This window comes from Streptomyces sp. NBC_00659, from assembly GCF_036226925.1.
GTDB lineage: Bacteria > Actinomycetota > Actinomycetes > Streptomycetales > Streptomycetaceae > Streptomyces.
In genome coordinates this window covers 2,663,933-2,686,870 of record NZ_CP109031.1, presented here as the reverse complement: position 1 = coordinate 2,686,870, position 22,938 = coordinate 2,663,933, and the positions used below count along the sequence as shown (strand labels likewise).

Sequence of the window (22,938 nt, the reverse complement as noted above, 5' to 3'; positions counted from 1 at the left end):
ACGGTCCGATGGCGCGACGGTCCGATGGCGCGGGACGGGCCCGACGAGTGCGACGGGTGCGACGGTCCGCGTGCGCGGCCTGTGTTACGCGGTCATGGGGCGGTCGTACGGTCCGATCGGTGCCGGCAGACGCGAGCGGGCCGCCCCGCTGAGCGCCCGGTCCACCGCCGCGGCGACCGCCCGGCCCTCGGCGATGGCCCACACCACCAGCGACTGCCCGCGCGCCGCGTCCCCCGCCGCGTACACCCCGGGAACGTTCGTGCCGAAGTCGGCGCCGCGGGCGATCGTGCCGCGCGGCTCGAGTTCCAGCCGCAACTGGTCGATCACACCGTCGTGCGGGTCCGGGCCGGAGAAGCCGAGGGCGAGCAGGACGAGGTCGGCGGGCAGGGTCCGCGCGGAGTCGGGGATCGGGCGGCGCCCCTCGTCGACCTCGACGAGACGCAGTGAGCGCACCCGGCCGTCCGCGTCCCCCTCGAACCGGAGGGTGGACGCTGCGAAGAGCCGGGCGTCCGCGTCGGCGGCGGGGGCCGTGCCCAGCGCGCCGGCTTCCTCGTGTGCGGCGGAGAGCCGGTAGATCTTCGGATACGTCGGCCACGGCTCGGCGTCCTCGTCGCGTTCGGCCTCCGGCTGCGGATAGATGTCGAGCTGGGTCACGGAGGCGGCGCCCTCGCGCACCGCCGTCCCCAGACAGTCGGCGCCGGTGTCACCACCGCCGACGATCACCACATGCCTGCCCGCCGCCGACAACGGGGAGACCTCCAGATCCCCCTCGCACACCCGGTCGGCCAGCGGAAGGTACTCCATCGCTTGATGGATGCCGGACAACTGTCTGCCGGGTACGTCCAGTTCGCGCCAGGCGGTGGCGCCGAGCGCCAGAATCACGGCGTCGTAGCGGGCCTTGAGTTCGGCCGCCCCGATGTCGGTTCCGATCGCCGTCGACGTGCGGAACTTGGTTCCCTCCGCTCGCATCTGGGCCAGCCGGCGGTCCAGATGCCGCTTCTCCATCTTGAACGCGGGGATTCCGTACCGCAGCAGACCGCCGATCCGGTCCGCTCGTTCGTACACGGCCACCGTATGACCGGCCCGGGTCAACTGCTGTGCCGCGGCGAGCCCGGTGGGCCCCGACCCGACGACCGCGACCGTCCGCCCCGAGAGGCGGTCCGGAGGACTCGGCGGTGTGAACCCGTCCTCCCAGGCACGGTCGGCGATGGCGACCTCGACGTTCTTGATGGTGACCGCCGGCTGGTTGATCGCCAGCACACAGCCCGCCTCGCACGGAGCGGGGCACAACCGCCCGGTGAACTCGGGGAAGTTGTTCGTGGCGTGCAACCGGTCGCTCGCCGCCCGCCAGTCGTCGCGCGAGACGAGGTCGTTCCACTCGGGGATCAGATTGCCCAGGGGACAGGCGTCGTGACAGAAGGGGATGCCGCAGTCCATGCAGCGGTCGGCCTGTTTCTCGATGATCGGCAGCAGGCTTCCGGGAACGTACACCTCGTCCCAGTCCCGTACCCGCTCCGGGACTGGCCGGCGCGGATACTCCTGGCGTGGTGTGGTCATGAAACCCTTGGGATCGGCCATGGCCGTCTCCCTCATGGACGCGTACGAGGGGGTACAGCCGCACGGACATGGGCCGTCCTCGGCCACGGAATCCGGGCAGCAGTCCTTTCCAGCCACGATACGTCGCCCGCGCACCCGCCGCCGCCCCGGACGACAACGGGCCGAGGGCTCGGATCCCGACGACAGCGAGCCGAGGACTCGGACCCGGGCGGTCGCGGGCGGGGCGGCGCGACGCACCGGGGCGGGGAGGGACGCAGGGCTCAGGCGAGGGCGAGTGTGTAGGCCACCGCCGCCGCGGCCGAGGCGGCGGTGCGGACGTGGTTCCACATCGTCCACTGGCGCACGAATACGGGCCAGTAGGCGGCGGCCTCCGGTGTCTCGGGGTCCAGCTTCAGCAGCGCGTCGTTGCGTGGGACGTTCGCCGCGATCGTCACCCCGAACGCCCCGAACAGATACAGCGCGCTGCCGAGCAGCAACTCCACCGTCCCGTCGTCCGGCAGCAGCACGAACGTCACCACCGCCAGCACCGAGCTCAGTACCGCCGACCCGATGAACACCACCATGAACGGGGGACGGACCGCGGCGACGTTGATCGCGTTCATCGCGGCGACTCCCTGCGACGGCGGCAGCTGGGCGAGGGCTCTCATCACGAAGGTCGAGAAGCCGCAGAACACCCCGGCCATCAGCCCACAGCCGAGCACCCCCAGCAGAGTCAGCACGAAATACGGTCCATCGATCATGTCCACTCCCGTGTCGAACCGGCCGGAGCCAAGATCCTGCACAGCGCCGGCTGTCATCTCAAGCGAAATCCCCCACGCCGACAACGGCCATGGCCGAGCGCCGCACCCCCATGCGCGACCGTCTCGGCCGGCCCGCCCACCGTCCCCTCACGCCCCGGCCGACCACCCCACGATGGCCGCCAGCCGTCTCCTCACATCGCCGCCGACGCCCCGCGACGCCCGCCGACCGTCCGATCGCACCCGCGTGAAACCTTCGCTCGTACCTGGCTCCTACCCCGCGCGAGCCTTCGAGCCTTCCTGCGTTCCCCCCCCCCGCGAGCCCTCGCTCCTACACCCGCGCCCGCACCGGGGTGCCCCTTCGCTCACGCCTGTGCGGTGATGTCGTCGCGCCATTCCCAGAGCCTCGTGTCCACCGTCGCCGCGATCCGGCGGCGTGCCTCGTGACGCGAGACGCCGCTCATCAGCAGATGGTCGTACGGGGTCTCCACGTGCCGTACCGACGCGCGGACCGCCGCGGTCACCGCCGCCTCGGACAGCGCGCGGCCCGCCGAGCTGCGCCCGACCCGCCCGCTGCCGCGTACCGAGGCGTGTGCGGCGATCGCTCGTGCCCGGTCGGCCGGACAGGCCGGGAACAGCCGGGATATCTCCCGCGCGAACGCCTCCGTGAAGCGGACGTCCTCCGCCTCCCGGCGCCGCGCGTCCCGTGCCCGGCGTCGCCGCCGTGCCTCCGCGTCCGCCAGGCACCGTTCCTCGGCCAGGGCGAGCGCCGCCTCCTCGACCATGACGCCCTGCCGCTCGTAGCGCCCTCGCCGCCGGTTGAACCGCACCACCACCGCCGACAGCGTGCTGCCCTCCCGCGATCGGCGGGTCAGCGCCGTGTCGCCGCGCGGCAGGAACACCAGATGTCCGAGATCTGCACAGTCCAGACACCGCGGCGCCCCCTCCTCCAGCACCAGCAGCGGGAGCGGCCCGATCCGGCACTCGACACAGTGCCGCTTCCTGAGGGGCTGGACGACGAGAAGTCCGTTCCGGCGCGGGGGCTCAGCGATCGGTGCCATACGCGGTTCCTTCCCCGGACGGGTGCCGCATCTACGTCGTCGGGCGATACCCGTGTACGACGCACGCCCCGGTGGCCCGCTGCCCTTCACGTCCGCTCGCGGTCCGACGCACCGGCCGGGTCCCCTCACGCGCGCGGCATCATGGGGCCTGTGCGACTCGAAGCGATCACCTGGGAACGGCTCGGCGACCACCTCGCCGATCGTCTGCTCGACCTGAAACCGCAGGACGGTAGCCCCTGGCCACGCGTCGCCTTCGACGGAGCGCCGGCCGCCGGCACCGGCGAGCTCGCCCAGCGCGTCTTCGAGGCGCTGCGGGTACGCGGCCGTCCCTCGCTGGTCGTCGGGACGCAGGACTTCCTGCGTCCTGCGTCGCTCCGGCTCGAACACGGTCACCAGGACGTCGAGGCCTATTACGACGGCTGGTTCGACACCGGCGCCCTGTGGCGCGAGGTCTTCGGTCCCCTCGAACCGGGCGGCGACGGCAGGGTCCTGCCCGACCTCCGGGACCCCGTCTCCGACCGGGCCACCCGCAGTGCGTACGTCCAACTCCCGCCCGGTGGAATCCTGTTGCTCCACGGCCCCCTCCTGCTGCGTCACTGGTTCCCGTTCGACCTCAGCGTCCACATACTCCTTTCTCCGGGTGCCCTCCGTCGCCGTACTCCCGAGGCGGAGCACTGGACCCTGCCCGCGTTCGCCCTCTACGAGAGGGAGGTGGGTCCGGACGCCGCCGCCGACGTCCTGGTACGGGCGGACGACCCCCGCCACCCGGCCTGGAACGGCTGACCGGGGGCCGGATCCACGGATCTCCAGGTGCGTGGCTCCTGGGGCGCGGCGAGAATATAGGGCGCCGGGACTAGCGGTGTTTTCCGCGCCGCGCCGGCCGTCCGGCACCGGGAGGTACTCCATGACCACCGCCGGAGACATCATGCACCGTGGTGCCCAGTGGATCCCCGCCCACGAGACCCTGGACCGCGCCGCCCAGCTGATGCGCGAGCTCAACGTGGGCGCGCTGCCCATCAGCGACCAGGACGAACGCCTCTGCGGCATCCTCACGGACCGCGACATCGTCGTCGGCTGTGTGGCCATGGGCCATGACCCCGCGCAGATCACCGCGGGTGAGATGGCCAAGGGCACACCGCGTTGGATCGACGCGGGCGCCGATGTCGGCGAAGTCCTCCAGGAGATGAAGGGGCACCAGATCCGCCGGCTTCCGGTGATCGAGGACAAACGACTGGTCGGCATGATCAGCGAGGCCGACCTCGCCCAGCACCTCAACGACGAACAACTCGCCGCGTGGGTCGAGAGTGTCTACGCGAGGGGCGCTGGCAGCGCGATGGGCTGACCGGACGGTCCTCCGGCCCGCACCACCCCGACCGACCGGCCGGACGTGCCGGCGAGGCAGGTGCCAGAGCCTGTCAGAGCCAGCCGTTGCGCCGGAACCCTCGGTAGAGGACGAGGCAGCCGACGGATATGAGGCTGATGACGATGGGGTAACCGAACCTCCAGTGCAGTTCGGGCATGTTGTCGAAGTTCATGCCGTAGACGCCGCAGACCATGGTGGGGACGGCGATGACCGCCGCCCATGCCGTGATCTTCCGCATGTCCTCGTTCTGCGCCACCGTCACCTGCGCGAGATGCGCCTGCAGGATCGAGTTGAGCAGTTCGTCGAAGGCGGCTATCTGCTCGGTGACCCGCAGTAGATGGTCGGAGACGTCACGGAAGTACGCCTGTATCTCCGGGTCGACCACGCGGGTCGGCCGGGTCGCCAGCTCCTGGACGGGCCGGGCGAGCGGGACCACGGACCGCTTCAGTTCGAGGAGTTCACGCTTGAGCTGGTAGATGCGGCCCGCGTCGGCGCGTGCGCCGTTCGGGGCGAACACGTCGGCCTCGACCTGGTCGATGTCCGCCTGGACGGAGTCCGCGACGCTCACGAACTCGTCGACCACATGGTCCGCGACCGCGTGCAGGACCGCGGCCGGCCCTTTGGAGAGCTGCTGTGCGTCGGACTCCAGCTCCTCGCGCAGCGGGCCCAGGGATCCGTGGCGTCCGTGGCGCACGGTGATGACGAAGTCCGGACCGACGAACACCATGATCTCACCGGTGTTCACCACCTCACTGGTCGCCGTCAACTCCTTGTGCTCCACGTAGCAGACCGTTTTGAACACCGCGAACAGCGTGTCGCCGTACCACTCCAGTTTCGGACGCTGATGCGCCTCCACCGCGTCCTCGACGGCCAGGGGATGCAGGTCGAAGAGTTCCGCGATGCCCGCGAACTCGACGTCGGTCGGTTCGTGCAGTCCGAGCCAGACGAATCCCTCGTCGCGCTTGCGGATCCGCTGCACGGTGTCCACCAGATCGCGGCCCTCGGGGATGCGCACGCCGTCCCGGTACGCCACACAGTTCACCACCGAGGAGCCCAGCGGAGACCGGGCGGGGTGACTCAGGTCGACACGGCGGCTCCGCCGTGTCAGCCGTGCCACTCTGCGGAGACCGTCGACCGCGCCGAGAGCCGTCACCCTCCGCAAATTCCCTGCCATGGACATCTGGATCTCCTCGCGTGGATCTCCCCGGGCCGCACTTTGCGCCTGGCACGCCAGTCTGCCAGGCCTGGTCGGAGACCGGAAAAACCTGTGGGAACGGAGCATTCCGTTCCGTTGCGCGGAGGGCTCGGCCCGACGCGGCGGCACGGACCCCTCGCACGATGTCCGTGCCGACGACGGGAGCGTCGACGAACAGCGATGAGCAGGTCGGCTGGGATGATCTCCTCATGACGCGAGCCGACGGGTATCTCCTCGACAACCAGCAGACGGAGGCAGGCCGGCGTTTCGAGGCCCTCGCCAACCTCTTCGACCCCACGACGTTCCGGCACTTGGAGCGCTTCGGCGTCGGGTCCGGCTGGCGCTGCTGGGAGGTCGGCGCGGGGGGCACGTCCGTCGTGTCCTGGCTGGCCAAGAAGGTGGGGCCGACGGGGAAGGTCGTCGCCACCGACATCGACACCTCGTGGGCGGCCTCCGTGGCACGCTCGCCCGTCGAGGTCCGCGTCCACGACGTGGGCGCCGAGGAACCGCCGGGGGAGGGTTTCGACCTCGTGCACGCCCGGCTCGTACTGGTCCATGTGCCTGACCGGGAGCGCGCGTTGCAGTCGATGGTCAAAGCCCTGCGGCCCGGCGGCAGGCTCCTGGTCGAGGACGCGGATCCCGCCCTGCAGCCGCTGCTCTGCCCCGAGGAGTACGGCCCCGAGCAGCAGCTCGCGAACAGGCTGCGCCAGGGCTTTCGCTCACTGCTCGCCGATCGCGGTGCCGACCTCGCCTACGGCCGCAAGCTCCCGAGGCTGCTCCGGGACGCCGGGCTGCGGGGTGTGGAGGCCGACGCGTACTTCCCCGTCACCTCACCCGCCTGCGAGGCCCTGGAGTCCGCCACGGTCCGTCAGATCCGCGACCAGCTCGTCACGGCGGGCCTGGCAACCCAGGAGGAGATCGACCAGCACCTCGCGAACGTCGCCGCCGGGTCCATGGACCTGGCCACCGCGCCGATGATCTCGGCCTGGGGGCGCAAGAACTGAGCGGGGGCGAGGACGGCGGGCCCGGTCGGTCGCACGTGCGCGTCGTCGCGTGGCCGAGGCGTTCAGCGGCCGCGTGTCTCCCCTTCGTCTCGCCGGGCACTTCCCGTGGGCGGTCGTCCGCCGACCCGTTCCACTGCCTTCGCCCCGGCCGCGCACCCCGCCCCCGCCGCCTCTTCGGGGCCGGCGCCCATGAGCAGTGCCGCGAGGAACGCGCCGGTGAACGCGTCACCGGCGCCCGTCGTGTCCCGCGGCGTCGCCCGCAGCGCCGGGACATGGGCCCGGACGGATCCGGAACGGGCGACCACGGCGCCGTCACTCCCCAGCTTGGCGACGACCAGGGGGAAATGGCGGCTCAGTTTGGCGGCCGCGTCGGCCGGATCGGGCAGCCCGGTCAGCAGACACGCCTCGTCCCGGCTGGGCAACAGGACGTCCACGCCCGCGCAGAGCTCGAGAAAGCGGTCCACGCCCAGCTCGGTGAGGAATCCCGCCGACGCCGGGTCGACGCTCACCGGCACACCACGCGCCCGCGTCGACTCCAGCACCGCGGACACCAGAGCCCGGCTCGGCCCGGAGAAGAACAGGTAGCCCGACAGATGCAGCCGCGCGACCCCGTCGAGCAGCGAGGGCGACCAGTCGCCCGGTGCCAGCCGCAGTGACGCCCCGCTGTCCGTGAGGAACGTACGCTCCGCCGACGCACCGCCGTCCACCAGACAGATCACCGTCCCGGTCGGCGCCTTCGGATCCGTCACCAGGAGCGGCCGCACGCCGCTCGCCGTGAGTTCGCGTTCGTGCCACCCGGCGGCGTCGACGCCCACCCGGCCGAGCAGCCGTACGTCGGCGCAGCCCTCGTGCACGGCCCAACACGCGACGTTGGCGCCCGCGCCGCCGGGCACGGTCCGGATGGCGGCGACCGTGTCGGTGCCGGCCGCCAGCGGTCCGCGATGCCGGGCGACGACATCCGTGACCACGTCCCCGACGACGAGCAGAGCGCCTTCGGCGAGGCCGCCCCGGTCGGCAGCCTCGCCACCGTCGGCCTGGACGCCCCGGGCCGTGTCGCTCACGCCCCCGCCCAGGCCGCCGCGATCCGTCCCGCGAGGCGTACGTTGCCACGAACCGCCGCCAGGTTGGCGGCGAGTGACGCGCCGTCCGTGTGCCGGACCAGATAGGAGAGCAGGAACGGTGTCACCGCCTGTCCTGTCACACCCTCCGACTCGCACGCGCGCAGCGCCTCGGCGAGCACGCGCGCGTGCAGCACGGGATCGAGCTGCTCCTCCTCGGGGACGGGGTTCGCGACGACGAGTGAGGAGTCGGGGGCGTGCAGTGCGTCCTGGGCACGCATCACCTCCGCGACCTGCTCGGGAGAGTCGAGGGTCCAGTCCACGGGGTGCCCCGAGTCGGACAGATAGAAGCCGGGGAACCGGTCCGTGGCGTACCCGGCCACCGCCACGCCCAGCGTCTCCAGGCGCTGCAGTGTCGCGGGCACGTCCAGGATCGACTTGACCCCTGCGCACACCACCGTGATCCGGGTACGTGCCAACAGGCCCAGATCGGCGGACTCGTCCTGGGTCACCGTCCACTCGCGGTGCACACCGCCGAGCCCTCCCGTCGCGAACACCCGCACCCCCGCGCGGGCCGCCAGAAGGGCGGTCGCGGACACGGTCGTCGCCCCGCTCGCCCCCGCGGCCACCGCGAGCGGCAGGTCACGGTGGCCCAGCTTGCGGATGCCGTCCTCGTTCGCGACCCGCTCCAGCTGGCCCTTGTCCAGGCCTACGTGAGGCCGGCCGTCGAGCACGGCGATCGTCGCGGGTACGGCGCCCTCCTCGCGGACGACCTCCTCCAGTTCTAGGGCGACCTGCAGATTGCGCGGGCGCGGCAGCCCGTGGGCGATGATCGTGGACTCCAGGGCCACCACCGGCCGACGCGCGTCGAGCGCCTCCCGCACCTCTTCGGACGTCACGATCACGCGCCTGCCTCCTGTTGTCGGTCGACGTTTCCCTCCCTGATCTCTGGCGAGCGGCACGCCCGGCCAAACCCTTGCGACCCGCGGCGTACGGCACTCGCCCCGGCGGTACGACGGACAACTCGCCACGACTCGGCCATGTCGTCGTGCGGACAGGCGATCCGGCCGCTTCGGCCGGCTTCCACGAACGGCCCCGGGTACCTCCTGCGCCCCTGGAAAAAGTCGGGTACCTCCTCCGCCCTCGGAAAGAAAAAGGGGCACTCCATACGCGCGGGAGAGGGACCTTCGAACCGGCTTCGACACGGCCGGGCGGGGCGACCCTCGGCGCACCGAGTGGAGGGCAAGCCCTTAGGGTGTCCGCTCATGACCATGTACTCCCACACCACGCCGTCGTTCGCTGTGCACATTCCCGACGCCGAAATCGAACCCGAGCCGCTGGACCCGGCCCAGATCGTCTCCGGCGATCCCGCCGTGACGGGCAAGGTGTTGTGGGAGTCCGCCGACGGCAAGCAGCTGCGGGGCATCTGGCAGATCACGCCCGGCGTGGTGACCGACACCGAGGCCAACGAACTCTTCGTGGTAGTCAGCGGCCGTGCCACCATCGAGGTGGAGGGCGGCGACGTCATCGAGGTGGGTCCCGGCGACGCGGCGTTCCTGCGCGAGGGCGACCGCACGACGTGGACCGTCCACGAGACGCTGCGCAAGGCGTACCACATCAGTCTCTGAGGATCGGCGGACCGGACACTCCACCGCACCCTTTGCCGTCGGCCCCCGCGGCGACCTCAGAACAGCGGTTCCGGGAGAACGCCTTCGAGAGCCAGCAGTTTCCGCTTGGTCTCCAGACCGCCCCCGAAGCCGCCGATGCCGCCGTCGCTCTCGACCACCCGGTGGCAGGGCACCACGACCGGCAGTGGATTCGAGCCCATGGCCACCCCCACGGCCTGGGCCGCTCCGGGCGCGCCCACCCGCCCCGCCAGGTCGCCGTAGGCCACGACGGAACCGAACGGAACGCCCGAGTTCAGCTCACGCAGCACCTGGCGGTTGAACCCCGAGATCAGCGACCAGTCGAGCGGCAGGTCGAAATCGTGCCGCTCGCCCGCGAAGTACGCCTCGACCTGGCGTATCGCCTCGGCCAGCAGAGGGGACCCGGGCGCCTCGACCGGCTCGGAGCCGAGTCGGGACGCGAGCCGGTCGAGCGCCTTGTCGCGCACCGTGTCCGAGGCGTGAAAGACGACATTGACCAGGCCGTGGGGCGTCGCGGCGAGGAGCAGCGGACCGATGTCCGTGCCGACGACGGACCACACGATCTGCTGCTCGTACCGCCCGTGACTGTTCATGCGATCCACGGTACGGCCCGCCACTGACAACGCCCGGGGCGCGCGCCCGGAGCCCGTCCGCGCCCCGGGCGACGGCGCGCTAGCGCAGGGCCGCGCGGATCACGTCGGGAGTGTTCGTGATGACGCCGTCCGTGCCGAAGGCCGCCAGGCTCCGCGCGGTGGCCGCGTCGTCCACGGTCCAGGCGAAGACTTTCATCGGGCCGTGCGGGCCGTGGAGCGCGTGGACCGCCGAGACGTAGTCGGACGAGAGCGAGCGGTGATCGGAGTTGATCTGGTCGGCGAACCGCGCGTACCAGGGCAGCCGCGCGACCGGAGGCGTCCCCAGGAAGGCCGTCGTGATGCCGGGCCGCAGCCGGTGCACGGCCCGGACACTGTCCGCGCTGAAGCTCTGGACGATCAGCCTGTCGCGCAGATGCACGGGATCGAGCCAGCCCTGGTTGCTCAGGAGCCTGAGCGTCTGCCGCTCGATGCCCGGATACAGCTCAGGGTTCTTGATCTCCAGGACGAGTTTCTGATGGTTGCGCGAGACGCGATCCATGTACTCCCGCAGCGTCGGAACCTTCGCGCCCGCGAACCGAGGGCCGAACCAGCTCCCGGCATCCAGACGGGCGACCTCGGCCGCGGTGAAGTCCTTGACCTTCCAAGGGCTCCGGCCGGGATGGACCGCCTCGACGTCGGTCGTGCGCGCCAGCGAGGCGTCGTGGAGGACGACCAACTGACCGTCGCGGGTGCGCTGGACGTCGTTCTCGACCCATTCGAACCCCAGCTCGGCCGCCCGGTCGACGGCTGCCAGCGTGTTCTCCGGAGCGTAGGCCGAGGCGCCGCGGTGGGCGACGACCAGCGGTGCCGTGGTCCGGCCGCCGGCCTTGGCGTGCGGGCTGGGCAGTATCAGAACGGCTCCCCCAAGAAGCGCGGCGGTCGTGGCGGCGGCAACGCGCGCGTGCATGCGTTCTCCTCGCGTCGGACGATCACGGACAGCACAAGATTGACAGCAGAGAGTCGACACAGGGGGGAAGGGAGATGGCCGCGGATTGAATGGAGTTGTCCAAGTCCGCTCGCTGTCACCGCACAACTGGGGAGAGGTCGTGATTGTTTGCAGGATTATCGTTCGACCATTCCGGTGGGGTCGTACTCTCTGCCTCAACCCGGTCCGCTCCGGCGGTCGGGGCCGCGGGGGTGTTTCGGACGGTTCCAGGAGTAACAGGGCGGGAAAGGCAGCCGCGCATGCAAGGCACGGTCGACGGCTTCACCTACGGACTCGTCACACCGCTGGTGGCGTATTTCATGGCCTGCCTGGGCGGGGCGCTGGGCCTGCGCTGCACCGCCAGATCCGTGCTCGTCGGCGGCTCCTGGCGGGCCGGCTGGCTCGCGCTCGGCTCGGTCGCGATCGCCTCCGGCATCTGGACGATGCACTTCATCGCGATGATGGGTTTCACGGTCGAGGAGAGCCCCGTCCACTACGACCGGCCGACGACGTTCGCGAGCCTGGGCGTCGCGGTCCTGATGGTCGGCGCCGGGATCTTCATCGTCGGCTACCAGGGTTCGACCGGGACCGCGCTCTTCACCGGAGGGACCGTCACCGGCCTGGGCATCGCCTCGATGCACTACCTGGGCATGGCCGGGATGCGGCTCAACGGGAAGCTCGCCTACAACACCCTCACCGTCTCCGCCTCGGTCGTCATCGCCGTCGTGGCCGCCATCGCCGCCCTCTGGGCCGCCGGGCAAGTGCGTGGATTCCTCTGGAGCGTGGGTGCGAGCCTCGTCATGGGGCTGGCCGTCAGCGGCATGCACTACACGGGTATGGCGGCGCTCAGCGTGCATCTGCACGGCCCCGCCGACGGCACCCCCGCCGGGGACTCGGCGGCCTCGCTGCTCGCGCCCATGATGATCGGCCCTCTGGCCCTTCTCTGTCTGGCGGGCGTCGTCGTGATGTTCGATCCGCAGATGATCGTGGGCAAGCCCGACCGGCGCCCGGCGGAGATCCGGCGTCCGGGCGTCCCGGCCCACCCCGGCCCCGTGCACACCGGCCGCCGTCCGGCCGTCCGCCCCGTGCGGGAACGCGCCTACCGCCGCTCGAGGACCCCGCAGAGCAGGTGATCCGGCCCGGTTGTCAGTGCGGGGTCGTACGGTGGATCCATGCGGCCAGTATCCAAGATCGAACGTTCGGTGGCGCCCTTCGAGGTCATCAGCCACTTTCAGCCGAGCGGTGACCAGCCCACGGCCATCGCCGACCTGGAGAAGCGCATCCGCGCAGGTGAGAAGGATGTCGTCCTGCTGGGCGCGACCGGCACCGGCAAGTCTGCCACCACCGCGTGGATGATCGAGAAGCTCCAGCGCCCCACGCTCGTCATGGCGCCGAACAAGACGCTGGCCGCCCAGCTGGCCAACGAGTTCCGTGAGCTGCTGCCGAACAACGCGGTCGAATACTTCGTGTCGTACTACGACTACTACCAGCCCGAGGCCTACGTCCCGCAGTCGGACACCTACATCGAGAAGGACTCCTCGATCAACGAGGAGGTGGAGCGCCTGCGCCACTCCGCGACCAACTCGCTGCTGACCCGCCGCGATGTCGTCGTGGTCGCGTCGGTGTCCTGCATCTACGGTCTCGGTACTCCGCAGGAGTACGTGGACCGGATGGTCAACCTCAAGGTCGGCGACGAGATCGACCGAGACGCCCTGCTGCGCCGCTTCGTCGACATCCAGTACACCCGCAACGACGTCGCCTTCGCCCGCGGCACCTTCCGGGTCCGCGGCGACACCATCGAGATCTTCCCGGTCTACGAGGAGCTCGCGGTCCGCATCGAGATGTTCGGCGACGAGATCGAGGCCCTGTCCACGCTGCACCCGCTCACCGGCGAGGTCATCAGCGACGACAACCAGATCTACGTCTTCCCCGCGTCCCACTACGTCGCCGGTCCCGAGCGCATGGAACGCGCCGTCAACGACATCGAGAAGGAGCTGGGGGAGCGCCTCGCCGAACTGGAGAAGCAGAGCAAGCTCCTGGAGGCCCAGCGCCTGCGCATGCGGACGACGTACGACATCGAGATGCTCCGCCAGATCGGCTCCTGCTCCGGGGTCGAGAACTACTCGATGCATTTCGACGGCCGTGAACCCGGCTCCCCGCCGAACACACTGATCGACTACTTCCCGGACGACTTCCTGCTCGTCATCGACGAGTCGCACGTCACCGTGCCGCAGATCGGCGCGATGTACGAGGGCGACGCCTCCCGCAAGCGCACCCTCGTCGACCACGGCTTCCGGCTGCCCTCCGCCCTGGACAACCGCCCCCTGAAGTGGGAGGAGTTCCAGCAGCGCATCGGCCAGACCGTCTACCTCTCCGCGACCCCGGGCAACTACGAGCTCTCCCGCTCGGACGGCCACGTCGAGCAGATCATCCGTCCCACCGGCCTGATCGACCCCCAGGTGGTCGTCAAGTCCACCGAGGGCCAGATCGACGACCTGGTGCACGAGATCCGGCAGCGCACCGAGAAGGACGAGCGCGTCCTGGTCACCACGCTCACCAAGAAGATGGCCGAGGATCTCACGGACTACTTCCTGGAACTGGGCATCCAGGTGCGCTATCTGCACAGCGACGTCGACACCCTGCGTCGCGTCGAGCTGCTGCGCGAACTGCGTGCCGGCGAGTTCGACGTCCTGGTCGGCATCAACCTGCTGCGCGAGGGCCTCGACCTTCCCGAGGTCTCCCTGGTGGCGATCCTCGACGCCGACAAGGAGGGCTTCCTGCGCTCGGGGACCTCCCTGATCCAGACCATCGGCCGCGCGGCGCGCAATGTCTCCGGCCAGGTCCACATGTACGCGGACAGGATCACCCCGGCGATGGAGAAGGCCATCGAGGAGACCAATCGCCGCCGGGAGAAGCAGATCGCCTACAACACGGAGCGGGGCATCGATCCGCAGCCTCTCCGAAAGAAGATCAACGACATCGTCGCGCAGATCGCCCGCGAGGACGTCGACACCGAGCAACTGCTCGGCTCCGGCTACCGCAAGACGAAGGACGGCAAGGGTGCCAAGGCCCCGGTGCCCGCACTGGGCGCCAAGGCGACCCGCGCCGCCAAGTCCGCCAAAGCCAAGGACGCCGTGCCGACCGACCGCCCTGCGGCCGAGCTCGCCCAGCAGATCGAGGACCTGACGGAACGGATGCGCGCCGCGGCGGCGGACCTCCAGTTCGAGATCGCGGCCCGTCTGCGTGACGAGGTGTCCGAGATGAAAAAGGAGTTGCGGCAGATGAAGGAGGCGGGAATCGCCTGACGGCCCCGCAGCCTGCGTCGGACCCCGAAAGACGCGCGGTGTGTTGCAAGACCGACACAAAGTCCGCCCCAGGGTTCGGCGCTGTCAGTGCCGCTGCGTAGGGTTCTGTTCATCCGCGGACTCCGCGGCAACAGGGGACAGTTCGAGAGGGGAACAGCGCGTGACGGTCAACATGACCAAGGGTCAGGCCATCAATCTGCAGAAGAACGACGGGGGCACGCTGACCGCAGTCCGAATGGGACTCGGCTGGCAGGCGGCCCCCCGGCGCGGCCTGTTCGGCTCGCGCACCCGGGAGATCGACCTCGACGCGTCCGCCGTGCTCTTCGCGGACAAGCAGCCCGTCGACGTGGTGTTCTTCCGCCACCTCGTCAGCGACGACGGCTCGGTGCGGCACACCGGTGACAACCTCGTCGGTGGCGTGGGCCAGGGCGGCGACGACGAGGCCGTCCTCGTCGACCTGCAGCGCGTCCCGGTCCACATCGACCAGATCATCTTCACCGTGAACTCCTTCACGGGCCAGACCTTCCAGGAAGTGCAGAACGCGTTCTGCCGTCTGGTCGACGAGACCAACGGCCAGGAACTCGCCCGCTACACGCTGGCCGGCGGCGGCCAGTACACCGCCCAGATCATGGCCAAGGTGCACCGGTCCGGAACCGGCTGGCAGATGACGGCCCTCGGCACGCCGGCCAACGGCCGCACGTTCCAGGACCTGATGCCCGCCATCCTGCCGCACCTCTGAGCGGCCGGCGAACACGTACACAGCGACATAGGGGGACAAGACGATGACGGCCGAGCTGGTCAGGGGGCAGAACCACCCGCTCTCCCAGGTCCGTCTCGAGGTCCGTATCTCGGCCGGGAAGCCGATCGTGGCCGGGGCCACGCTCAGCGACGAGCAGGGCAGGGTCCGGGGCGTCGAGTGGGTGGCCCATCCGGGCGCGCCCACGCTTCCCGGGCTCGAGGTCTCCAAGCAGGCGGCGGCCGATCACCGGCTGGCCTTCGACCTTGACGCCCTGCCGCAGGCCGTGCACCGGGTCAGCGTGCTGCTCGCGCTGCCCACCGGTGTCGGCGGACCTGTCCGGTTCGGCGCCGTCGCCGCCCCCTTCGTCGCGGTCACCGGCCTCGACGGTCTCGAGGTCGCCAGCTACACCCTCACCGGACTGGACGCCGAGTCCGCCGTCGTGGCCCTGGAGCTCTACCGCCGGCAGGGCGCCTGGAAGGTGCGCGCGGTCGGCCAGGGCTACGCGGGCGGTCTCGCCGAACTCCTCGCCGACCAGGGGCTTCCGGAGGCCCGGCAGCTCGCGGTCGGCATCAACGAAGCCGTGGCCCAGGGCCTGGCGCGGTCGGTGGCGGCACCCCCGCCCCGCACCCCGGACGCGGACCGGTCACGGCAGGCCGCCGCCTCGGGACCGGACCAGCCCTACGCCGGACCCGGACCCCAGGGCACCTCAGGAACCGTGCCACCGCAGCAGACCCCGTACACGACCGGCCCGCAGGGAGCCGCGGCTCCGCAGACCGGTCGTCCGGGGAGCCCCGCGCAGTCCGACCCTTCCTCGGTCGCCCAGCCGCCGTCGCCCAGCGCCGGTGGCCCGGTCGACTACAGCCACCCCGGACGGCAGACCGCCGCTCCGCCGCCGCCCCCGCCGACCGCGCCGCCGGCCCAGCCCGGACAGCCCGCGCAGCCCGTCGCGGGAGACGCGACCGGCTGGTCCATGGAGGAGCGGCTGTACAACCAGGTATGGGGGATGTTCGAGGACCTGGCCCGGACCGTCGCCGCGTACCGCAGCGCCGTCGACTTCGCCGACTCCCGCATGGAGAAGGAGCTCGACCAGGTCCTCTCCGACCCGCGCAGCCGGATCGGAGGGCAGGGCGACGCCGCTCGCGAAGCCGCCCGCGCCAAACACGCCCTGCTGGTCGACCAGGCCCGAGTCGCCCTCGACCGGGACCTCGCCCAGCTCACCGCCGAGGCCGAGGTCGTGGAGCCCGCGCTGCCGACGGCGTACGCGAGCTGGGACAATCCGGTCTGGCACGCCTACCGTGCCCCCATGGAAGTACCCATGGCCCTGCGGCTCGGAGATCTCCGCCTGCCCGAGACCGAGAACCTGAGCATCCCCATGCTGGTGCGTCTGCCGCTGGAGAGGGGCCTGTGGATCGACAGCGGTCGCACCTCCCTGGAGGGCGCGCTCGCCGACTCCGACCAGGTGCGCCGCCTCGCCGTGGACACCGCCGTGGCGCACGCGGCCCGGCTGCTCGCCGTGTATCCCCCGGGCGAGTTCACCGTGCACGTCATCGACCCGGCCGGCGCCGGTGCCTCGTCCCTCGCGCCCCTGACGCAGTCCGGGGTGCTCGGAAGCCCTCCGGCCGCGGGTGCCACGGGCGTGGCCGACGTACTGCGACGTCTCACCCAGCGCGTCGACCTGGTGCAGATGGCGTTGCGCGGGGGAGCGGCCGACTCGTTGCCGCCGGATCTCGACACCGCCGAGCAACTACTGATCGTCAACGATTTTCCGCACGGTTTCGACGACCGTGCCGTCACCCAGCTCCGTTATCTCGCGGACGAGGGGCCGGCCGTCGGCGTCCATCTGATGATGGTGGCCGACCGGGAGGACGCGGCGGCGTACGGGCCCCTGCTCGACCCTCTGTGGCGGTCGCTGCTGCGGGTCACACCGGTGCCCGACGATCATCTCGCCGATCCGTGGGTCGGGCACGCGTGGACGTACGAGCCCTCGCTCGTCCCCGCGAACAGCCAGGTGCTCCAGCGGGTCCTGGCGGCGGTGGCGGCCGCCCGCCGGTCCTGGAACCGCTGACCTGATCCGGGCGCCTCCGGACCCCGGTGAACCTTCGGACCGCAAGGCCGAACGGCTTCACCAAGCAATCGTAAAGTGCTCTGAGCACGGGACTTGGTCTTTCTTTTACCAATCCCTTTACCTTTCCTTGGTGATTCGGGTACTCTTTTTCCATACGGAGGGGAGTACTCCCTACCTGCTGCGACGTACCCGTCAATACGGATCGAGTCGGATCCCGGGGCGTCGGCCCGCAGGCTCCCGGGCGCACCCAGCGCCCCGGCAGTCGCGGGCGGAAGAGACCTCCGGTAGCGCAACGACGCTGAAATCTGCCGTTACGAACTGCCGGAGGCGCAGTGGATGTTTCCCTGACCCTGTGGGTCCTGACCATCGTGGGGCTGGCCGCACTGATCGCGGTCGACTTCTTCATCGGCCGCAAGCCGCACGACGTATCGATCAAGGAAGCCGGAATCTGGACCGTCGTCTGGATCGCCCTCGCCGGGCTGTTCGGACTCGGACTGCTCCTCTTCGCCGGCGGACAGCCGGCCGGGGAGTTCTTCGCCGGCTTCATCACCGAGAAGTCGCTGAGTGTCGACAACCTCTTCGTCTTCGTCCTGATCATGGCTAAGTTCGCGGTGCCCTCGAAGTACCAGCAGCGCGTACTCCTCGTGGGCGTCCTGATCGCCCTTGTCCTGCGCACGATATTCATCGCCGCCGGCGCCGCGATCATCGCGAACTTCGCCTGGGTCTTCTACATCTTCGGCGCGTTCCTCATCTACACCGCCTGGAAGCTGATCCAGGAGGCAAGGGCCGACGAGGACGAGGAGGAGTTCGAGGAGAACAGGCTGCTCAAGGCCGCCGAGAGGCGGTTCGGCGTGGCCGACCGCTATCACGGCACCAAGCTGTGGATCCGCCGGAACGGCAAGCGCGTCATGACGCCGATGCTGGTCGTGATGCTGGCGATCGGCACCACCGACGTGCTCTTCGCCCTCGACTCGATCCCCGCGATCTTCGGCCTCACCCAGGACCCCTACATCGTCTTCACGGCCAACGCCTTCGCGCTGATGGGTCTGCGACAGCTGTACTTCCTCATCGGCGGCCTGCTCAAGAAGCTGGTCCACCTCAGCTACGGACTGTCGGTCATCCTCGGATTCATCGGCGTCAAGCTCGTCCTGCACGCACTGCACGAGTCCGGCGTCCACGTTCCCGAGATATCCATTCCGGTCTCGCTCGGCGTGATCTGCGCGGTCCTCGTGGTCACCACGATCACCAGCCTGACCGCCACCAGGAAGCAGGCGGCACGCGAGCAGTCGAAGAGCGCTCCGAAGGAGAGCATCGACGCCTGACCGCGTCGAACGCGGCGACGGCCACCTCCGGGAACGGCGCGCGGGGCATTGCCCGCCACCGCTCCCGGTGCCCTCCGGACTCGACCACCGCGATTGCGGACCGTGCCCCGCACCGCCGGAGTGCGGGGCACGCCGCCGACTGCGACGATCGCGGCATGATCGTTCGGCTCAGGTCACTCGTGACACGGTGGACCGCCGTGGTCCCCGTGATCGCGGTGGTGCTGCTGGCTCTCACCTGGGGGCGGGACCTGCCGGGCGCGGTCGTCGCACTGGTGACACTGGTCCTCGCGGGTTCCGTGCTCGCCGCGGTGCACCACGCCGAGGTGGTCGCCCACCGGGTGGGGGAACCCTTCGGATCCCTCGTCCTCGCCGTCGCGGTCACGGTCATCGAAGTCGCCCTCATCGTCACCCTGATGGCGGACGGCGGCGCCAAGAGTTCGACACTGGCCCGCGACACGGTGTTCGCGGCCGTGATGATCACCTGCAACGGGATCGTCGGCGTGTGTCTGCTCGTCGCGTCACTGCGCCACGGGCTCGCCGTCTTCAACGCCGAAGGAACCGGAGCCGCCCTGGCGACCGTCGCGACACTCGCCACACTCAGCCTCGTCTTCCCGACCTTCACCACGAGCAAGCCGGGCCCGGAGTTCTCCGCCGCGCAACTCACCTTCGCCGCGGTCGCCTCCCTGGTGCTGTACGGCCTGTTCGTGGCGACCCAGACCGTCCGGCACCGTGACTACTTCCTACCGATCACCCAGCAGGGCGAGGTCATCGACGTGGACGAGCACGCCGACGCGCCGTCCGCCCGCCAGGCGCGGTTCAGCCTGGGACTCCTCGGCCTGGCCCTGGTCGGCGTGGTCGGCCTCGCCAAGGGTGTGTCGCCCACCATCGAGTCCGGGGTCGAGGCGGCGGGCATGCCGGCCGCCGTGGTCGGTGTGATCATCGCGCTGCTCGTGCTGCTCCCCGAGACCATCGCCGCGCTGCGCTCCGCCCGCAGGGACCGGGTGCAGACCAGCCTGAACCTCGCCCTCGGCTCGGCGATGGCCAGCATCGGACTGACCATCCCCGCCGTCGCCCTGGCCTCGCTCTGGCTCTCCGGACCACTCGTTCTCGGACTCGGCGCCACCGAGATGGTGCTGCTCGCGCTGACCGTGGTGGTGAGCTCCCTGACGGTCGTTCCCGGGCGGGCCACCCCGCTTCAGGGGGGCGTCCACCTGGTCGTGTTCGCCGCCTATCTGGAACTGGCCGTCAACCCGTGACCGGCAGTCACTCCGTGACCGGTACGGCCGTCAGCCTGGGCACGGGCCGGGTCTCCGGCAGCAGCGCGAAGCACCCGAGGCTCAGCAGCGCGATCCCCGTCAGATAGGCGGCCACGCCCCACGGCACGCGCTCCCCGCTCGCCACCGCCGTCGCCACGACCGGGGTGAGCGCGCCTCCGAGGACCCCGCCCAGGTTGTACCCGAGAGCCGCGCCCGTGCAGCGCACCCGCGGCTCGTACAACTCCGGCAGATAGGCGGCGATCACCGCGAACATGGTGACGAAGGCGATCAGCGCCACCAGGAAGCCGAGGAACATCAGCAGGGGTTCGCCGGTCGACAGCAGTCCGATCATCGGGAACATCCACAGCGCGGCGCCCGCGCAGCCCGCCATGCACAGCGGCCGTCGGCCGTAGCGATCTCCCAGCAGGGCCACGAGGGGCGTCAGAGCCCCCTTCACCACCACCGCGGCCATGATGCAGACCAGCATGACCGTGCGGCTCACGCCGAGCCGGTCGACACCGTAGGCGAGCGCCCAGGTCGTCACCGCGTAGAAGACGGCGTATCCGACCGCGAGTCCACCGGCCGTCAGCAGGACGAGCCGCCAGTGGTCGCGCGCCACCTCGGCGAGCGGCACGCGCGCGTGGTCACCCATTTCGAGGAACCGCGGGCTCTCCTCGAGCGAACGGCGCAGCCACAGTCCCGCAGCCGCGAGCACCCCCGCAGCCCAGAACGGCACCCGCCAGCCCCACTGCGCGAACTGCGCGTCGGACAGCGTCGACGACAGCGCCAGCATCACGCCGTTGGCCAGCACGAACCCGAGGGACGGACCGATCTGCGGGAAGCTCGACCACAGCCCGCGCCGCCCGGCGGGCGCGTGCTCGGCCGTCAGCAGCACCGCCCCGCCCCACTCGCCGCCGAGTCCGAGCCCCTGGAGAAAACGCAGCACCAGCAGCAGTACGGGAGCCGCGGCACCGATACTGTCGTACGTCGGAACACAGCCGACGGCGACGGTCGCCGCGCCGGTCAGCAGCAGTGAGGCCAGCAGCACGGGCCGCCGCCCGCGCCGGTCCCCGATGTGCCCGAACAGCACCGAGCCCAGCGGACGGGCGACGAACCCGACGCCGAACGTCCCGAAGGCCGCCAGGGTGCCCGCGAGCGGCGAGAACGTCGGGAAGAACAGCGGTCCGAGAACCAGCGCCGCCGCCGTCCCGTAGACGAAGAAGTCGTAGAACTCGATGGCCGTGCCGGTCAGTGACGCGGCGGCGAGCCGCAGCATGGAAGGCGCCCTTACGGTGCGTACGTCGTGCATGCCGGATCAACTACCCACAGTGACCGATGGTTACGGGGGGCGTGCGGGAGCGCGGCGTGCGTCAGTAGGTGACGGTGATGCGCCGGGCCGGGCCGTCGACCCGGACGGTCCCTCCGTAGGGGATGACGACCTGCGGATCGGTGTGACCGAGATCCACATCGAGGACGACCATCATGTCCGGGGCGTATACGCCGACGGCCCGGAGGACCGCTTCGCGCTGGTCGCGGGCGTAACGGGCCCTGTCCTCCGGGTCGAGGGGCCGCTTGAACGACCACGCCTTCGGGCGGCCCATCAGGAGGGCCGGAAAGTGCCGCAGCAGGCCGCGCTCGCCCATCGCGCGCAGGATCCAGAAGACGTCGTCGGCCCCGGGCATGTCCTCCGAGGTCTCCAGGAAGAGCACGTGACCCTCGTACACGGAAGGATCACGGGCGATCTCGCGGTCGGCCATCAGCAGCCACGAGAGGATCTCGATGTTGCCGCCCCAGGAGCGGCCCTCGACCACCCTGTCCGGGCGGATCCAGGTCCAGCCCGTGCCCGGCTCGGTCCGCGGCTCGGCGAGGAAGCTCTCCGGCGCCTCCCACGGCACGTCCACCTCGCGGAAACGGTCGGCGGGACGCAGCTCGTAGGGCCCGGACGTGAACAGGGCGGCCCGCAGCGACTCCGCGGTCAGCGGGTCCATGGCACCCGGCCGGCCGAGCTCGCACATGACCGTCGCGCCGTGATAGCCGACGATCCCGGCGTTCCACAGGTGGACGAGGAGGTTCGTGTTGTCGCTGGATCCGAAGAACGGCTTCGGATGCGCCCGGATCAACGCGCGGTCCAGCAGCGGCAGTACGGTGATCTGGTCGTCGCCGCCGATGGACGCGATGACCGCCTTGACCGTCGGATCGGCGAACGCGGCGTGGATGTCGTCGGCCCGTTCCCGCGGAGTCGACCCCATCCTCCGAGTCGACGGGTATTCGACCGGTTCCAGGCCGAACTCCTTGCGCAGCCGCTCCAGGCCCAGTTCGTAAGGGAGCGGCAGGAGGCCGGGCAGGCCGCTGGACGGCGAGATCACGGCTATCCGGTCGCCGGGTACGGGCTTGGGAGGGTACGCGGGCGTCGTCATGGCGAGAGCGTACGAGCCGTCACCCTTTCGGTGCATCGTGATAAACCGGTTCCGAGCAGCGGTCCTTGACGGGCCGGCAGACCCGAAGGACCGGAGGAAACGTGCCCCGCACCCTCGCCAACGCCCCGATCATGGTTCTCAACGGCCCCAACCTGAACCTCCTCGGGCAGCGGCAGCCGGAGATCTACGGTTCCGACACGCTGGCGGACGTCGAGGCGCTGTGCGCCAAGGCGGCGGCCGCACACGGTGGCACGGTGGACTTCCGGCAGTCCAACCACGAGGGCGAGCTGGTGGACTGGATCCACGAGGCCCGCCGGAATCACGCGGGGATCGTCATCAACCCGGCCGCCTACTCGCACACCTCCGTCGCCATCCTCGACGCGCTCAACACCTGTGACGGACTTCCGGTGGTGGAGGTCCACATCTCCAACATCCATCAGCGTGAGGAGTTCCGGCACCACTCGTACGTCTCGCTGCGTGCCGACGGGGTCATCGCGGGCTGCGGCGTGCAGGGGTACGCGTTCGGGGTGGAGCGGGTGGCGACGCTCGCGGGAACGGGGCGCGCGGACACCTGACCGCGGCTCGCCGGGCGGACAGCCGAGGTCGCGGACGTCCGACTTCGCGCCCGCCGGAAACCGTCCCCGGCTTCGAGTCCG

21 protein-coding genes are annotated in these 22,938 nt (G+C 70.5%); 11 read left to right on the top strand and 10 right to left on the bottom strand.

From position 1 onward, the window contains the following. Window positions 1–84: 84 nt before the first annotated feature. From OG410_RS11700 to OG410_RS11690, 3 genes are all read right to left on the bottom strand, one after another. The gene (locus tag OG410_RS11700; RefSeq protein WP_329299063.1) at window positions 85–1,578 is read right to left on the bottom strand and encodes a glutamate synthase subunit beta; all 1,494 of its coding nucleotides are present in this window, start codon (window positions 1,576–1,578) and stop codon (window positions 85–87) included. Between the two features lie 239 nt (window positions 1,579–1,817). Then, window positions 1,818–2,297 carry an anthrone oxygenase family protein gene (locus tag OG410_RS11695; RefSeq protein ID WP_329299062.1) on the bottom strand — a complete coding sequence of 160 codons (480 nt, stop codon included), beginning with the start codon at window positions 2,295–2,297 and terminating at the stop codon, window positions 1,818–1,820. Window positions 2,298–2,659: 362 nt separating this feature from the next. Further along, window positions 2,660–3,355, bottom strand: coding sequence for a DUF2293 domain-containing protein (locus OG410_RS11690; RefSeq protein WP_329299061.1), 696 nt, complete (start codon window positions 3,353–3,355; stop codon window positions 2,660–2,662). A gap of 141 nt (window positions 3,356–3,496) precedes the next feature. Here OG410_RS11690 and OG410_RS11685 point away from each other — a divergent pair, with 141 nt between their 5' ends. Together OG410_RS11685 and OG410_RS11680 are read left to right on the top strand one after the other, a co-directional pair. Then, on the top strand, window positions 3,497–4,138 hold the full coding sequence (locus OG410_RS11685) for a uridine kinase (protein WP_329299060.1): 642 nt from the start codon (window positions 3,497–3,499) through the stop codon (window positions 4,136–4,138). A 121-nt stretch (window positions 4,139–4,259) separates the two neighbouring features. Further along, window positions 4,260–4,697 carry a CBS domain-containing protein gene (locus OG410_RS11680; protein ID WP_329299059.1) on the top strand — a complete coding sequence of 146 codons (438 nt, stop codon included), beginning with the start codon at window positions 4,260–4,262 and terminating at the stop codon, window positions 4,695–4,697. A 73-nt stretch (window positions 4,698–4,770) separates the two neighbouring features. Here the strand turns inward: OG410_RS11680 and OG410_RS11675 are convergent, their stop codons facing one another. After that, entirely contained in the window at window positions 4,771–5,898 is a 1,128-nt protein-coding gene (locus OG410_RS11675) for a magnesium and cobalt transport protein CorA (protein ID WP_329299058.1), read from the bottom strand. 224 nt (window positions 5,899–6,122) lie between these two features. On the opposite strand from OG410_RS11675, the gene OG410_RS11670 reads away from it, so the two are divergent. Then, the gene (locus OG410_RS11670; protein ID WP_329299057.1) at window positions 6,123–6,917 is read left to right on the top strand and encodes a methyltransferase domain-containing protein; all 795 of its coding nucleotides are present in this window, start codon (window positions 6,123–6,125) and stop codon (window positions 6,915–6,917) included. Window positions 6,918–6,979: 62 nt separating this feature from the next. Here OG410_RS11670 and OG410_RS11665 read toward each other — a convergent pair whose 3' ends face one another. Both OG410_RS11665 and OG410_RS11660 read right to left on the bottom strand, forming a co-directional pair. After that, entirely contained in the window at window positions 6,980–7,903 is a 924-nt protein-coding gene (locus OG410_RS11665; RefSeq protein WP_329304091.1) for a carbohydrate kinase family protein, read from the bottom strand. Between the two features lie 71 nt (window positions 7,904–7,974). Continuing rightward, window positions 7,975–8,880 carry a pseudouridine-5'-phosphate glycosidase gene (locus OG410_RS11660; RefSeq protein ID WP_329299056.1) on the bottom strand — a complete coding sequence of 302 codons (906 nt, stop codon included), beginning with the start codon at window positions 8,878–8,880 and terminating at the stop codon, window positions 7,975–7,977. A gap of 366 nt (window positions 8,881–9,246) precedes the next feature. On the opposite strand from OG410_RS11660, the gene OG410_RS11655 reads away from it, so the two are divergent. Further along, window positions 9,247–9,603 (top strand): cupin domain-containing protein, encoded by a 357-nt coding sequence (locus OG410_RS11655; RefSeq protein ID WP_329304090.1) that lies wholly within the window; start codon window positions 9,247–9,249, stop codon window positions 9,601–9,603. Window positions 9,604–9,659: 56 nt separating this feature from the next. Here OG410_RS11655 and OG410_RS11650 read toward each other — a convergent pair whose 3' ends face one another. Both OG410_RS11650 and OG410_RS11645 read right to left on the bottom strand, forming a co-directional pair. Further along, window positions 9,660–10,214 (bottom strand): methylated-DNA--[protein]-cysteine S-methyltransferase, encoded by a 555-nt coding sequence (locus OG410_RS11650; protein WP_326788428.1) that lies wholly within the window; start codon window positions 10,212–10,214, stop codon window positions 9,660–9,662. A 79-nt stretch (window positions 10,215–10,293) separates the two neighbouring features. Continuing rightward, window positions 10,294–11,160: a glycerophosphodiester phosphodiesterase gene (locus tag OG410_RS11645; RefSeq protein WP_329299055.1), complete on the bottom strand. Its 867-nt coding sequence runs from the start codon at window positions 11,158–11,160 to the stop codon at window positions 10,294–10,296. A gap of 278 nt (window positions 11,161–11,438) precedes the next feature. Between OG410_RS11645 and OG410_RS11640 the strand changes: the two genes are divergently transcribed. From OG410_RS11640 to OG410_RS11615, 6 genes are all read left to right on the top strand, one after another. Next, window positions 11,439–12,311: an MHYT domain-containing protein gene (locus OG410_RS11640; RefSeq protein ID WP_329299054.1), complete on the top strand. Its 873-nt coding sequence runs from the start codon at window positions 11,439–11,441 to the stop codon at window positions 12,309–12,311. A 39-nt stretch (window positions 12,312–12,350) separates the two neighbouring features. Next, window positions 12,351–14,483 carry an excinuclease ABC subunit UvrB gene (gene uvrB, locus OG410_RS11635; protein ID WP_329299053.1) on the top strand — a complete coding sequence of 711 codons (2,133 nt, stop codon included), beginning with the start codon at window positions 12,351–12,353 and terminating at the stop codon, window positions 14,481–14,483. 160 nt (window positions 14,484–14,643) lie between these two features. Further along, window positions 14,644–15,222, top strand: a complete 579-nt coding sequence (locus OG410_RS11630) for a TerD family protein (RefSeq protein ID WP_329299052.1) — start codon at window positions 14,644–14,646, stop codon at window positions 15,220–15,222. A 43-nt stretch (window positions 15,223–15,265) separates the two neighbouring features. Beyond that, the gene (locus OG410_RS11625; protein ID WP_329299051.1) at window positions 15,266–17,287 is read left to right on the top strand and encodes a TerD family protein; all 2,022 of its coding nucleotides are present in this window, start codon (window positions 15,266–15,268) and stop codon (window positions 17,285–17,287) included. Between the two features lie 332 nt (window positions 17,288–17,619). Further along, window positions 17,620–18,609, top strand: a complete 990-nt coding sequence (locus OG410_RS11620; RefSeq protein ID WP_329299050.1) for a TerC/Alx family metal homeostasis membrane protein — start codon at window positions 17,620–17,622, stop codon at window positions 18,607–18,609. A gap of 155 nt (window positions 18,610–18,764) precedes the next feature. Further along, entirely contained in the window at window positions 18,765–19,865 is a 1,101-nt protein-coding gene (locus OG410_RS11615) for a calcium:proton antiporter (RefSeq protein ID WP_329299049.1), read from the top strand. 7 nt (window positions 19,866–19,872) lie between these two features. Here OG410_RS11615 and OG410_RS11610 read toward each other — a convergent pair whose 3' ends face one another. Next, window positions 19,873–21,174, bottom strand: coding sequence for an MFS transporter (locus tag OG410_RS11610; RefSeq protein ID WP_329299048.1), 1,302 nt, complete (start codon window positions 21,172–21,174; stop codon window positions 19,873–19,875). A 61-nt stretch (window positions 21,175–21,235) separates the two neighbouring features. Next, on the bottom strand, window positions 21,236–22,282 hold the full coding sequence (locus OG410_RS11605) for a S66 family peptidase (RefSeq protein WP_329299047.1): 1,047 nt from the start codon (window positions 22,280–22,282) through the stop codon (window positions 21,236–21,238). Between the two features lie 101 nt (window positions 22,283–22,383). On the opposite strand from OG410_RS11605, the gene aroQ reads away from it, so the two are divergent. Beyond that, window positions 22,384–22,857 (top strand): type II 3-dehydroquinate dehydratase, encoded by a 474-nt coding sequence (gene aroQ / locus OG410_RS11600; RefSeq protein WP_329299046.1) that lies wholly within the window; start codon window positions 22,384–22,386, stop codon window positions 22,855–22,857. Window positions 22,858–22,938 lie beyond the last annotated feature (81 nt).